7 protein-coding genes are annotated in these 13,297 nt (G+C 71.7%); 6 read left to right on the top strand and 1 reads right to left on the bottom strand.

Annotated features, from left to right (window positions below; all coding sequences use genetic code 11):
* From rpoA to AB0N73_RS13435, 3 genes are all read left to right on the top strand, one after another.
* The coding region (gene rpoA / locus AB0N73_RS13445; RefSeq protein WP_363564282.1) for a DNA-directed RNA polymerase subunit alpha at window positions 1-738 on the top strand (738 nt) is incomplete at its 5' end.
* 44 nt (window positions 739-782) lie between these two features.
* Window positions 783-1,418, top strand: coding sequence for a TetR/AcrR family transcriptional regulator (locus AB0N73_RS13440; RefSeq protein ID WP_363564280.1), 636 nt, complete (start codon window positions 783-785; stop codon window positions 1,416-1,418).
* 268 nt (window positions 1,419-1,686) lie between these two features.
* Window positions 1,687-9,132, top strand: coding sequence for a leucine-rich repeat protein (locus AB0N73_RS13435; protein WP_363564278.1), 7,446 nt, complete (start codon window positions 1,687-1,689; stop codon window positions 9,130-9,132).
* A gap of 158 nt (window positions 9,133-9,290) precedes the next feature.
* On the opposite strand, the gene AB0N73_RS13430 is transcribed toward AB0N73_RS13435, so the two are convergent.
* Window positions 9,291-10,184 carry an aldo/keto reductase gene (locus AB0N73_RS13430; RefSeq protein ID WP_363564276.1) on the bottom strand — a complete coding sequence of 298 codons (894 nt, stop codon included), beginning with the start codon at window positions 10,182-10,184 and terminating at the stop codon, window positions 9,291-9,293.
* 178 nt (window positions 10,185-10,362) lie between these two features.
* Between AB0N73_RS13430 and ddaH the strand changes: the two genes are divergently transcribed.
* The 3 genes from ddaH to AB0N73_RS13415 all read left to right on the top strand — a co-directional run bounded on the left by ddaH (window position 10,363) and on the right by AB0N73_RS13415 (window position 13,295).
* Window positions 10,363-11,229, top strand: a complete 867-nt coding sequence (gene ddaH / locus AB0N73_RS13425) for a dimethylargininase (protein ID WP_363564274.1) — start codon at window positions 10,363-10,365, stop codon at window positions 11,227-11,229.
* Window positions 11,226-12,440, top strand: a complete 1,215-nt coding sequence (gene rocD, locus AB0N73_RS13420; RefSeq protein WP_363564272.1) for an ornithine--oxo-acid transaminase — start codon at window positions 11,226-11,228, stop codon at window positions 12,438-12,440. Before ddaH ends, rocD begins: the two co-directional genes overlap by 4 nt.
* A 63-nt stretch (window positions 12,441-12,503) precedes the next feature.
* Window positions 12,504-13,295, top strand: a complete 792-nt coding sequence (locus AB0N73_RS13415; RefSeq protein ID WP_363564270.1) for an IclR family transcriptional regulator — start codon at window positions 12,504-12,506, stop codon at window positions 13,293-13,295.
* Window positions 13,296-13,297 lie beyond the last annotated feature (2 nt).

Below are 13,297 nucleotides of genomic sequence, written 5' to 3'. Positions count from 1 at the left end.
CTGAACATCAAGCAGCTCGTCGTCTCGAGCGAGCGTGACGAGCCCATCACGGCGTACCTGCGCAAGACCGGCGCCGGTGAGGTCACCGCCGCCGATATCTCGGCTCCGGCCGGTGTCGAGGTGCACAACCCTGAGCTCGTGATCGCCACGCTCAACGACACGGCTCGTTTCGAGCTGGAGCTCACCATCGAGCGCGGTCGCGGTTACGTGTCGGCGACTCAGAACCGTAACGAGTACGCCGAGGCGGGTCAGATCCCGATCGACTCGATCTACTCGCCGGTGCTCAAGGTCAGCTACCGTGTCGAGGCGACTCGTGCCGGTGAGCGCACTGACTTCGACAAGCTGGTGCTGGATGTCGAGACGAAGTCCTCGATCGCTCCGCGTGATGCCGTCGCGTCGGCCGGTCGTACGCTGACCGAGTTGTTCGGTCTGGCGCGCGAGCTGAACGTCGAGGCCGAGGGCATCGAGATCGGTCCCGCGCCGGTCGAGACCGTCCTCTCCAACGAGCTGTCGATGCCGATCGAAGACCTCGATCTGTCGGTGCGTTCACGCAACAGTCTGAAACGCGCGGGGATCCATAGCGTGGCGGATCTGGTCGTGCTCTCGGAGGCGCAGCTCGCCGGCCTGCGGAACTTCGGCCAGAAGTCCATCGATGAGGTGCGTGGCAAGCTGGCCGATCTGGGTCTTGCCCAACGGATGCCGCTCTCGGACGCCGACGGTGCGCTCCGGGCGGGCTGAGCGGCCAGACTGGACGCCCTGCATCCATCAACCGAGGAGGACACATGGTGCGCTACGCCGCCGATCATAAGAGCGCGACGCGGCGCCGCATCGTCGAACGCGCGGGTGCCCGGTTCAAAGCCGGCGGCATCGACGGGTCGGGGATCTCCGCGGTCATGGGCGACGCGGGCCTCACCAACGGCGCCTTCTACGCTCACTTCGACTCGAAGGATGCGCTGGTCGCAGAGGTTCTCGCCGACCAGCTGCAGGCCCAGCGGCACGTCTACGGCGATGGCCCGTTCGACCGTGCCGGCTTCGAACGGTTCGTGCGCCACTACCTGTCGGCGCAGCATCGAGACAACCCCGCCGATGGCTGCCCGACGGCGGCGCTCGTCGGCGAGGTCGCGCGGGCGGACGCGGCGATACGAGAGAGCTACACGCGCGGGCTGGTCGCCGTGATCGACGACATCGCGGTCATGCTGCCTCATGCCGACGAGGGCGCGAGGAGGGCGGCGGCGGCCGGCGTGTTCGCGTGTATGGTCGGCGCACTGCAGCTGTCGCGGGCGATCAGTGACCGCGCGCTCGCCGACGCCGTGCGCGCGCAGGGGGTCGCGAACACGCTCGCGCTGCTCGACCTGCACCGCGGCGTCGGTGCCGGAGGTGCGGCATCCACCGCCTCGGTCATCGACCCCGCCGAGTGACGCACCCCCTCCCGAACGCCGAGACAGCACTTTCGCGCCGAGACCGTGGGTTAAACCCGCCGTCTCGGCGCGAAAGTGCTGTCTCGCGGGTCCGGGCGGGCGCGGGTTCGGGGCGGCGCCGGGGGCGGATGGGGTGAGTTGCGGCGGGGGTGGGGGATGCGGTTAGCTTAGGTAAGCCTCACTTAACCTTTTGATGGAGGGTTGTCGTGCCGGCGCCTACGTGCGCCGCATCCGCACGGCGGGGCGCTCGACGACCGAAAGCACCGCTATGCCCTCCCTTCGCCGTTCCCTGCCCACGCGCGCCCTCCTCGCGGGTGCCGTCATCGTTCCGCTCGTCCTCGTGCCGAGCGTCGCCTTCGCCGCGGTGCCCGACGCGCCGGACGCCCCGGCGGCGACCCCGGCTCCGACCGGCACGGGCTTCACGGACGAGCAGCTGCTCACGCGGGTGGGTGAGGATGCTGCCGCCCGGGACGCCGGGATCGAGACGCAGGAGGAGGTCGTCTCGGGCAACGTGACGATCATCGTCCGCCTCGGCGACGGAGACGTCGGCATCCCGTGGTGGCAGAGCCTGTTCGGGACGAGCGGCGAGCAGCGGCGCGACCACGTGCGCGGCGAGGTGCGTCGGCTCGTCGACGCACTGCCCGACAGCATCCCGAGCGAGGAGCCGGGCGAGGCCGACTACTCCCCGGAGTTCGTCGAGGTCGCCGATTACAGCGAGGCGCTGGACGGCTTCGCCGTGACCGCGCCCGCCGCGCTGCTGGAGCGGATCGAGGCGCTTCCCGGGGTCGACGCGGCGTTCGTCGAACGCCTCACCGACGTGCCCGCGCCCATCGCCGTCGATGCGCCGGCGCTCGGCAACGCGGCGGCGCTGGGTATGACGCGGGCCGACGAGGCGTCGCAGACCGGCGCGGGCCAGGTCGTCGCCGTGATCGACTCGGGGCTCGAGGTCACGCACGAGGCGTTCTCGGGCGCGGTCGAGAATCCGGCGTTCAGCGAGGCCGACATCGCGGCGCTCGCCCCCACGCTGCCGACCGGCGCCGAGGGCGCGTACATCAGCGACAAGATCCCGTTCGTCTACGACTACGCCGACCGCGATGCCGACGTCGTGCCCGGCTCCAGCACCGACCTCTCGCACGGCACCCACGTCGCGGGCATCGCCGTCGCGAACGGCGGCGACCGCATCCGCGGCACGGCGCCCGGCGCGCAGCTGGTGATGATGAAGGTCGCCCGCGACGTCGACGGAGCGATCCCGGACTCGGCGCTGCTGGCGGCCCTCGACGACGCGGCCGTGCTCCGCCCCGACGTCATCAACCTGTCGCTCGGGGTGGACGCGGGCTTCTCGGACCCGGCGGGCACGGTCTTCGCCGACGTCTACCGCGAGCTCGAAGACCGTGGGGTCACGATCAACGCCGCCGCGGGCAACGCCGCGAGTTCGGCCGAAGGCAACGCGAGCGGCGTGGATCTCCCCTTCGCCACCGACCCCGACAGCTCGACCCTGAACGAGCCCGCCGCCTACGGCCCCTCTCTGGCGGTCGCCAGCGCCGACGCGGTCGAGGGGCTCGCGTACGTCACCGCGGCCGACGGGCGGGTCGTACCGTACGTCGAGGCGGCACACGCGACCGGGGGACAGGTCGCGTCGTTCTCGCAGCTTGCCGATGGCGCGTACGCGTACGTCGACGGCGGCACGGGGAGCCCCGCCGACCGCGAGCGGCTCGAGGCCGAGTACGGCCTCGACGGCTGGAGCGAGCGGATCATCCTGATCCAGCGGGGCGGGATCGGTGCCGACGGCGCGGGCATGACCTTCCAGGAGAAGATGGCGAACGTCGCCGACTGGCTGTTCCCGGCCGCCGTCGTCTTCCACGACGACGTGGACTCCGCGACGCTCGTACAGCCGGCGATCACGAGCGAATGGGTGCCCGCCACGATGATCTCCCGCGCCGACGGTGCGGCACTGCTGACCGCATCCGACCGCACGATCGAGGTCGTGCAGGGGAGGACGGGAGAACCCGGCGACGACTACCGCATGAGCGGTTTCTCGAGCTGGGGCGCCACCCCCGATCTGAAACTCAAGCCCGAGATCACCGCGCCCGGCGGTGGCATCCTCTCGTCGCTGCCCGGCGGCACCTACGGCGAGAACAGCGGAACCTCGATGGCGACTCCGCAGATCGCGGGGATCACGGCCCTCGTGCGCGAACGCGTCGCGAACGACCCGGCCTTCGCCGACCTCGACGAGCGGGCGCAGGCCGACGTCGTCGAACAGCTGCTGATGGGAACCGCGGTGCCCGTGGTCGATCTGGACGCGGGTGCGCAGGACGGCTCCCATCAGCTCCCGCCGCTCGTCTCCCCGCGCAAGCAGGGTGCCGGCATGGCGGATGCGGTCGCCGCGACCACGTCGCTCGTGTACCCGAGCGTCGTGGGCGCCGCGGACGCGTCGCGCCCCAAGGTCGAGCTCGGTCAGAGCGCGGACGGCGCATTCTCGTTCACGATCCGCCTCCGCAACGTCGCCGACGAGGCGCGCTCCTTCGGTCTGAAGACGGCCGCTCTCAGCGAGCAGATCGCCGACGGGCTGTTCCAGGAGCAGTCGCGCGACTGGGCCGGCCGTGGCATCCGCATCGACTACGCCGGTGACGAGGTCGCCGAGCAGGACGGCGGGATGGTCGTCGAGGTGGCGGCCGCATCCGTCGCCGAGGTGACCGTGTCGGTCAGCGTCGAGGACGCGTTCGCCGCGTACGTCGCAGAGAACGCGCCGAACGGCACCTTCGTCGACGGCTTCGTCGTCTTCGATGCGCTCGACGTCACCGAGTCGGATGCCGTGGACCTCTCGGTGCCGTTCCTCGGCTTCTACGGCGACTGGGGTGCCGCCCCGGTCTTCGACGCGACCCGCTGGAGCGGCGAGGCGCACATCTTCGGCTCGGCGCTCGTCAACTCCAACACGGGGATGCCGCTGGGCATCAACCCGCTGGACGAGATCGCCCTGGCGGACCCGACGTTCTCCGGCATCGACCCCGAACGCTTCGTCGTGTCGGCCCGGAGCTTCAGCAGTGCGCCGAGCTCGGCGCAGCCGGTGACCGGGACGCTGCGCAGCACCGACGGCCTGAGCTACGTCTACCGTGACGAGACCGGCGAGCCGGTGCGCACCTACGCGTTCGACGACGCCTACAAGTCGCTGTTCGATCCGCGGATCGGCGACGTGCTCTACGCCGAGGCGAAGCTCGGCGCCGCCGCGTTCACCGGTCTCGACGCGGCCGGCGAGCGGCTTCCGGCCGGCCGGTACAGCCTGGACATCAGCGCCACGACCGCGGGTCCCGGTGCGCGCGAGCACAGCCAGCAGTACGCCTTCACGTACGACCTCACGCCGCCGGTGATCTCGGATCTGCGCACCGAGGGGGATGCGGTGAGCTTCACCGTCACCGACGACACCTACCTCTCGGCGATCGACTTCCACGAGCCGACCTTCGGGGGATGGTTCTACCGTGCCATCGCGCCCGCCGCGGAGGACGAGATCGGCGCCGACGGACGGCGGGTGTACCGGTTCTCGGTGCCGCTCGCCGACATCCAGTCCGCCTGGACCGAGATGGGACTCGAGGGTCGCGTTCCGCAGACCGTGCCGCTGTACGCCTGGGACTACGGTCTCAACCCGAGCCGTCCGTCCAGCGCCGTCATGCAGCCGGTCGGCCTCGCCGGGCTGACGCTGAGCCCGTCCGCGCTGAGTCTCGTGCCGGGTCAGTCGGGCGCCCTCGTGCTCGGCGTCGAGCCCGCGGATGCGACCGACACCGCGGTGACCTGGGCGTCGTCCGACGAGGCCGTCGTGACCGTCGCCGGCGGAGCGCTGCGCGCCGTCGGTGCGGGTGAGGCGGTCGTGACCGCGACCTCGACGACGGATGCGGCGATCCGCGCCGAGGCCGTCATCACGGTCGCGCCCGTCACCGAGGCGACCGGCATCGTCCTCTCCGAGCAGAGCCTGGCGCTGGTGCCCGGATCGAGCGCCGAGGTGCGGGCGTTGCGCGCCGAGAGCCTCGGGCAAGCGGAGGTCACGTGGGCCAGCTCGGACCCGGAGATCGTCGTGGCGACCGCATCCGAGGACGGGGTGGGCGTGCTCTCCGCCGGCCAGGCGCAGGGCGAGGCGACGGTCACGGCCGCGGTCGAACGCGCCGACGGGTCGATCGCGAGCGCCCGTCTGACCGTGACGGTGCGCCCGAGTAACTACCTCGACTTCGACATCGACGAGAACGGCGTGCTGCGCGGTTACCGCGGGTCGGACGCGTTCGTCGAGATCCCCTCCGACGTCGTGGAGATCGCGGACGAGGTGTTCGCGGGACGCTCGATGCAGCGGGTCGCGATCCCCGCCTCCGTCGAGCGCATCGGCGCCCGGGCGTTCATCGAGACCCCGGTCCTCGAGGTCGTCACGTTCGAGGACGACGAGGAGGATCCGTCGCGTCTCGTCGAGATCGGCGAGGAGGCCTTCGCGCAGACGTTGTCGCTGCGCGAGATCGTGCTGCCGCGTGCGGTCGAGACGGTCGGCGCCGGGGCGTTCTCGTCGTCGACGATCGAGCGCGCCGTGCTGCCGGACGGCCTCACGGTCATCCCGGACGCGCTGTTCCAGACCAGCTCGCGACTCGCCGAGATCACCCTCTCTGACGACGTCACCGAGATCGGCGCCAACGCGTTCCTGACGGCGCCGATCAGCGCGCTCACCCTGTCGCACCCGGACGGCGGCGAACCGACTACCGGTCTGCCGTCCCGTCTCGTGCGCATCGGCGACGGTGCCTTCGTCGGCACGCAGCTGAGCGAAGCGGTGCTGCCCGACGGCGTGACCGAGGTGGGCTCCAGCGCGTTCGAGGGTGCGCCGCTGCGGCGCCTCACGCTCAACGAGCAGCTCGCCGCGATCGGTGGGAGGGCCTTCGCCGCGACGCGCATCACCGAGGTGCGGATCCCGGACGCCCTCGTCGAGGTGGGCGCCGGCGCGTTCGCGAACAACGCCGAGCTGCGCGAGGTGCGCATCGGGCGCGGCGTCGGCGAGGGGGACCTCATCGGTGCCTTCACGCAGACTCCGTCGCTGCGCGGGTTCGTCGTCGACGCGGATGCGGCGCACTACACCCAGCGGGACGGTGTGCTGTTCGACCGTGCTGCGCGCGTGCTCGTGGCCTACCCGGCCGCCCGCCCCGGCGGCGCGCAGGGCTACGCCGTGCCGGACGGGACGGAGCGGGTCGCCGCCCAGGCGTTCTTCGCCTCGCCGTTGCGCACCGTCACCCTTCCGGCGTCGCTCGTCGCGATCGACAGGGAAGGATTCGCCGAGTCGCGGCTCACCGAGCTCGTGCTTCCCGACACCTTCCAGACCGTCGGCGACTCGGCGTTCCGAGGCAACGGCGATCTCGCCCGCGTCGACCTGGGCGGCACGGTTGTGGTGGGTGCCAGCGCGTTCGCGACCGCGGCCGCGCTCACGGATCTCGACATGCGCCCCGACCTGGCGCGGCTCACCGAGATCCGGGCGAACGCCTTCGCCGAGCTTCCGCTCACCGCGATCATCCTGCCCGACTCGGTCACGACGCTCGGCGAGCGCGCGTTCATCAACAACCCGGGGCTGACCACCGTGCACATCGGCGCGGGCCTCACCCGGATGGACGACGCGATCTTCACCGGCGCCAACCAGCTCTCGACGCTCACCGTCTCCGAGGCGAACCCGGTCTACGTCGCGGATCGCAACGTGCTGTACGGGCGTGAAGACGACGGGCTCCACCTCATCCTGTCGCTGCCGACGAACACCTTCACCGAGTACGAGGTGCTCGCCGGCACGGTGCAGATCGACCAGCAGGCGTTCCGCAACAACACGCGTCTCGAGCGGGTCGTGCTGCCCGAGGGGCTCAAGCGCCTCGACGTCGGCGCGTTCAACTCGGCGAGCAGCCTGGCGGAGGTGGTGTTCCCGGACAGCCTCGAAGACGTGAACGGGCTGTACTTCACCGACCTCGCCGTCGCCGACTTCGGCACGCGGATCGTGTCGATCGCCGACAACGCGTTCATGGGACGGATGCCCGACCATGTGATCGTCCGCGGGGGGCAGGAAGGCTCGTTCGTCGACTCGATGCACTTCGCGGACACGGTGCACCGCTCCGCCTACTTCGGTCCGGGGATGACGCGGGTCGCGTACGCGTGGAGCCGCCTGCCCGAGGTGCTCGTCCTGCCGGCCGATCTCGCGTCGCTCGAGGTCGAGGCCTGGAACGGCGTCGCCGTCGGCGGTACGACCGTTTACATCGCGGCGGGCGAGGGGCGCACCGCCGAGCTCGTGGCGGAGGCCGCCGCGACACTCGAGGGGCAGCAGCTGGACGTGCGCGCGTACGAGCCGCTCACCGCATCCCTCGACTCCACCGCAACGGCCTTCCAGGCCGGTGACCGGGTGACGGTGACCGCGCACGTCGAGGGCGGCGTCGACGGTGTGCGGCAGGTGCAGCTGATCCAGGTGAGCGCAGACGGTGCGACGAGTCTCGTGCAGGACTGGCAGCCGGCCGTGGTCGACTCCGAGACGGGCGTCGCGTCGCTCGATGCGGCATGGACCGTTCCGGCCGGCGGCGGCACGCTGCGCGCCGTCGTGCGCGATGCGACCCAGCTGACCGCGTCCGCAGACCTCGGTTTCGCCGCAGCCCCCGTGCTGACGCGCGACCTCGACACGACCGAGCGCGTCGTCCTCCGCGGCGATGCCCTGCCGACCTACGACGTCGCGGTGGCCGAGCGCTCCGATGGCGCGACGGTGGCGTACCAGTGGCACGTCGACGGCGCTCCCGTCGCCGGCGCGACCGGCGCCGCCTTCACGCCGGAGGCATTGGATGCGGGGACGCACCGCATCCACGTCGTGGTCACCGCCTCGCTCGGTGCGCTGACGAGCACGACCGTGAGCGCGGTCGCGACGCTGCGTGTCGACCCTCGCGCGGTGACTCCGGAGCTCACCGCGGATCTGCCCGCCGAGCGCTCCTACGTCGTGGGCGCTGCGGCCGACCCGCTGGCGGTCGCCGCCCTCGCGCCCGACGGCGGCACGCTGTCGTACCAGTGGCTCCGTGACGGAGCGCCGATCGACGGTGCGACGGGGCCGAGCCTCGTGCCCGACACGGCCGCCGTGTCGACGGCGAGCTACTCCGTGGTCGTCACGAACACCCGCGGCGCCTCGCAGGCGACGACGACGAGCGCGGTGACGGTCGTCACGGTGACCGCCGCGCCGGGAAACCCCGGAAACCCGGGAAACCCCGGCACGCCGGGAACGCCGGGAACGCCGGGAACCCCGGGAACGCCGGGCGGGTCGCCGTCCTCGCCGTCGCTGCCCGGCTCGCTGCCGTTCCCGGGGGTGGCAGCGCTGACCGATGACGCTCGCGGCTCGATCGTGCTGCGCGAGACCAGCGCTCCGCTCCGCGGATCGGTGACCGTCCAGGGGCTGGATGCCGGTAAGGCGTACTACGTGTGGATGGCCTCGTCGCCGGTACCAGTCGGGTGGGTGACGGCGGATGCCACCGGTGCGGCCTCGTTCGTGCTGCCCCGTGCGGTGCCGGCGGGCGACCATCGGGTGGTCGTGCTGGCCGCGGACGGTTCGCTGACCGGCTGGGCGCCGCTACGGGTCGGTGACGCTCAGGCGCTGCCCGCGACGGGTGGGACGGCCCCCTGGACCACCCTCGTGGCGGGTCTGCTGATCGTCGCGATCGGGGTGATGGCGGTGCGCCGCCGCCGAGCCTGAGCCCCGGCATCCCTCGCGCCTGGTGGCCTCGCCGAGTGAGCACCCGTTGCGTGAGCGAGCATCCGATCGGGTGCTCGCTCGCGAAATGGGTGCTCACTCGCGGGGAAGAGCGGCGCGGCGCGGCACGGCACGGGCGCGGGGCGGGGGGATGCGGCGGGTCAGACCTCGAGGCCGAGGGCGGCGCTCGCGCGGGCGAGCTCGTCGGGGGTCAGCACCAGGTCGCCCGCGGCGGCGGAGTCGACGATGGATGCGGCGCGCCGGGCCCCGGGGATGGGGATGACGGTCGATCCGAGCGAGAGCTCCCAGGCGAGAACGGCCTGCTGCGCGCTGACGCCGTGCGCGGCACCGATCTCGGCGAACACGCCGAAGCGCTCGCCGACCGAACGCCCGGGGCCGCCGGTGCCGCCCAGCGGGCTCCAGGGCAGGAACGCGATGCCCTGCTCGTCGCAGTAGCGCAGCTCGTCGAAGCTGCCGGGATGACGCGGGGAGAACTCGTTCTGCACGCTCACGAGCCCGCCGTCGCCGAGCACCTGCTGGGCGATCTTGATCTCCTCGACGCTCGCGTTCGAGATGCCGAGCGCCTTGACCTTGCCCTCGTCCTGCAGCGTCTTGAGGTTCTCCATGATCTCGCCGTAGACGATCCAGCGGTCGGGACGGTGGTAGTGGTACAGGTCGATCACGTCGACGCGCAGGCGCCGCAGCGACGCCTCGACGGCGCTGCGGAGGTAGGGCAGCGAGCCGTCGCGGCCGAAGTCCGTCTCGGCCGAGCGGCGCGTGATGCCGCCCTTGGTGCCCACGACGATCGTCGACCGGTCGCCGCCCCAGCGCGCGAGAGCGTCGCCGATGATCTCCTCGTTGTGCCCCATGGTGTCCCAGCTGGGCGCGTAGATGTCGGCGGTGTCGATGAACGTGACGCCCGCGTCGAGGGCGGCGTGCACGGTGGCCACGGCGTCGTCGCGATCGGGCACCTGCTTGTCGCTGTTCATCGACAGGGGCATGGCGCCCAGGCCGATGGCCGAGACGGTGAACGGTCCGAGGGTGCGCTGCTGCACGGGGTCTCCTTCGACGGGGGTGAGCCTCCAGCCTGGCACGCGGCACGACGGCGCCGCAGTTCTTCGCCCGGCGCGTCCGGGCGTGCGAGAATGAGTGCCGGCGTGCCCGGGTCGTCGGCTTTCTGACAGCTCCGCCGGGCCTGTAGGACAGCGTCCGCCGCCGTGTCGAAGGAGCCGTATGTCCACCGCAACCGCCCCCGCCCGCATCGCCCAGCACCGCACCTACCTGATGTGCCGCCCCGAGCACTTCACGGTGAGCTACTCGATCAATCCGTGGATGGAGCCCGCCCGCCCCACCGACACGGCGAAGGCCGTGGCGCAGTGGCAGGTGCTTCACGACGCATACGTCGCCCTGGGGCACGAGGTGCTGCTCGTCGACCCCGTCGAGGGCGCCCCCGACATGGTCTACACCGCCAACGGCGGCTTCGTCATCGACGGCGTCGCGTACGGCCCCAAGTTCCGCTTCGTCGAACGCGCGGTCGAGGAGGAGCCGTTCATGGACTGGTTCGCCGCGAACGGCTTCCGCCTCGCGCGGCCGATCGAGGTCAACGAGGGCGAGGGCGATTTCCTGCTCGTCGGCGACGTCATCCTCGCCGGCACGGGGTTCCGCTCCACCGGCGACAGCCACCGCGAGGTCGGCGAGCTCTTCGGCCGCGAGGTGCTCTCGCTCACCCTCGTCGACCCGCGGTTCTACCACCTCGACACGGCGATCGCCGTGCTCGACCCCGTGCAGGGCCCGGGCGGCGTCGACAAGGCCAACATCGCCTACCTGCCCGGTGCGTTCGACGACGCGAGCCGTGCCGTGCTCGAGCAGCGCTTCCCCGACGCCATCCTGGTCTCGGATGAGGACGGCGACGTCTTCGGGCTCAACTCCGCCAGTGACGGCTACAACGTCTTCATCTCGCCCCGGGCCACGGGCTTCGAGGCGCAGCTGCGGGAGCGCGGGTACAACCCCGTGACGGTCGATCTGTCGGAGCTCCTTCTCGGCGGCGGCGGCATCAAGTGCTGCACGCTGGAGCTCCGTCGCGACGAGGCCGGCGCATGAGCGCGCTCGACGGCCCCACCGGCGACATCATCGCCGCCGAGGACGCCCACCTCTCACGCAACTACTCGCCCCTGCCGGTCGTCGTCTCGCGGGGCGAGGGATCGTGGGTGACCGACGTCGAGGGCAAGCGCTACCTCGACCTGCTCTCGGCGTACTCCGCGCTCAACTTCGGGCACCGGCATCCGGCGATCGTCGCCGCGCTGCAGGAGCAGCTGGGGCGGGTCACCCTCACGAGCCGGGCCTACCACAACGACCAGCTCGGAGCCTTCGCGGCCGGGCTCGCCGAGCTCTGCGGCAAAGACCTCGTGCTGCCGATGAACACCGGTGCCGAGGCGGTCGAGACGGCCATAAAGGTGGCGCGGGCGTGGGCGTACCGCGTGAAGGGCGTCGCGGCCGGGACGGCCGAGGTCATCGTCGCGGGCGGCAACTTCCACGGCCGCACGACGACGATCGTCGGTTTCAGCGACGACCCCGAGGCCCGCGGCGACTTCGGCCCCTTCACCCCGGGCTTCGTGTCCGTGCCCTTCGGCGACGCGGCGGCGCTCGACGCGGCGATCGGCGAGAGCACGGCGGCCGTGCTGATCGAGCCGATCCAGGGCGAGGCGGGCGTGGTGATCCCGCCCGAGGGCTATCTCACGGCGGTCCGCGAGATCTGCACGCGGCGCGGCATCCTGTTCATCGCCGACGAGATCCAGTCCGGGCTCGGACGCGTGGGCCACACCTTCGCGTGCGAGCGCGAGGGCGTCGTGCCCGACATGTACGTGCTCGGCAAGGCGCTGGGCGGCGGCATCCTGCCCGTCTCTGCGGTCGTGGCCGACCGCGAGGTGCTCGGGGTCATCCGCCCGGGCGAGCACGGTTCGACCTTCGGCGGCAACCCGCTCGCGGCGGCCGTGGGCCTGCGCGTGGTCGAGATGCTCGCGACGGGGGAGTTCCAGGAGCGCGCCCGCGTGCTCGGCGAGCACCTCGAGACCCGGCTCGCCGACCTCGTGGGGCACGGCGTCACGTCCGTGCGCGTCGCGGGACTCTGGGCGGGCATCGACATCGACCCGGCCTTCGGCACGGGACGCGAGATCGCCGAGCGCCTTCTCGCGCGCGGGGTGCTCGTGAAAGACACCCACGGTCAGACGATCCGCATCGCCCCGCCTCTGGTGGTGCGCTCGACCGAGCTCGACTGGGCCGTCGAGCAGCTCAAGCTGGTGCTCGCGGCCTGATCGGCGCGCACGCGCGGCGCGTCGCCCGTAGCGGCCGACGCCGCCATCGATGATGATGGAGCGATGGCGACGGCGCTGGAGGGAACGGGCGACGACGGCGCGCGCTCCCTGATCGACCGGGCCTTCGCCATCCTCGCCACCTTCCAGGGCGGACGTGTGCGGCAGTCGCTCTCCGACATCTCGCGTCGGACAGGGCTGCCCATCGCCACGTGCCATCGCATCGTCAAGCGCCTGACCGAGTGGGGTGCGCTGGAGCGCGACGGCGACGGCCGGTACAACATCGGTCTGCGGCTCTGGGAGACCGCATCGCTCGCGCCACGGTCGGTCGGTCTGCAACGACTCGCCCGCCCCTACCTGCTCGATCTCTACGAGACGACCGGCTACGCCGCGCATCTCGCGATCCGAGAAGGTCTCGAGCTCGTCTCGATCGAGCGACTGCAGAGCCCCCGACGACAAGTGCGCCGGCCCCTGGTCGGCAACAGGTATCCGCTGCACGCCACGGCGATCGGTCTGGTCCTGCTCGCCTACGCCCCCGACGACGTGCGCGCCGAGGTCCTCGCGCGTCCGCTCACCGCCTTCACCTCGCGCACCTACACCGATCCCGTGCTGCTGGAGCGCCTGCTCGGCGACATCCGTCGCAGCGGCTACGCGGTCAGTGACCGCCAGGTCGACAACGTCCACATCAGCGTGGCGGCGCCCGTCTACGCGGCTGACGGCTCGGTGGTCGCCGCCTGCTCGCTGGCGCTCACCGAGCAGGATGTGGACGGCAAGAACATGATCCACCTCGTGCGGCTGACGGCCACATCCATCTCGCGGCAGCTGGCCGCCGCGGGCTACGCGCGACCCGAGGCGTGACG

The sequence above is a fragment of the Microbacterium sp. NPDC089189 genome (genome assembly GCF_040685095.1).
GTDB lineage: Bacteria > Actinomycetota > Actinomycetes > Actinomycetales > Microbacteriaceae > Microbacterium.
The sequence above is the reverse complement of the archived record's forward strand: the minus strand, read 5'-3'. Positions and strand labels throughout refer to the sequence as shown.

Coding starts and splice junctions, on each gene's coding strand:
- AB0N73_RS13415 (WP_363564270.1), top strand. CDS start 12,504: ATGGCGACGGCGCTGGAGGGAACGGGCGACGACGGCGCGCGCTCCCTG.
- AB0N73_RS13435 (WP_363564278.1), top strand. CDS start 1,687: ATGCCCTCCCTTCGCCGTTCCCTGCCCACGCGCGCCCTCCTCGCGGGT.
- ddaH (WP_363564274.1), top strand. CDS start 10,363: ATGTCCACCGCAACCGCCCCCGCCCGCATCGCCCAGCACCGCACCTAC.
- AB0N73_RS13440 (WP_363564280.1), top strand. CDS start 783: ATGGTGCGCTACGCCGCCGATCATAAGAGCGCGACGCGGCGCCGCATC.
- rocD (WP_363564272.1), top strand. CDS start 11,226: ATGAGCGCGCTCGACGGCCCCACCGGCGACATCATCGCCGCCGAGGAC.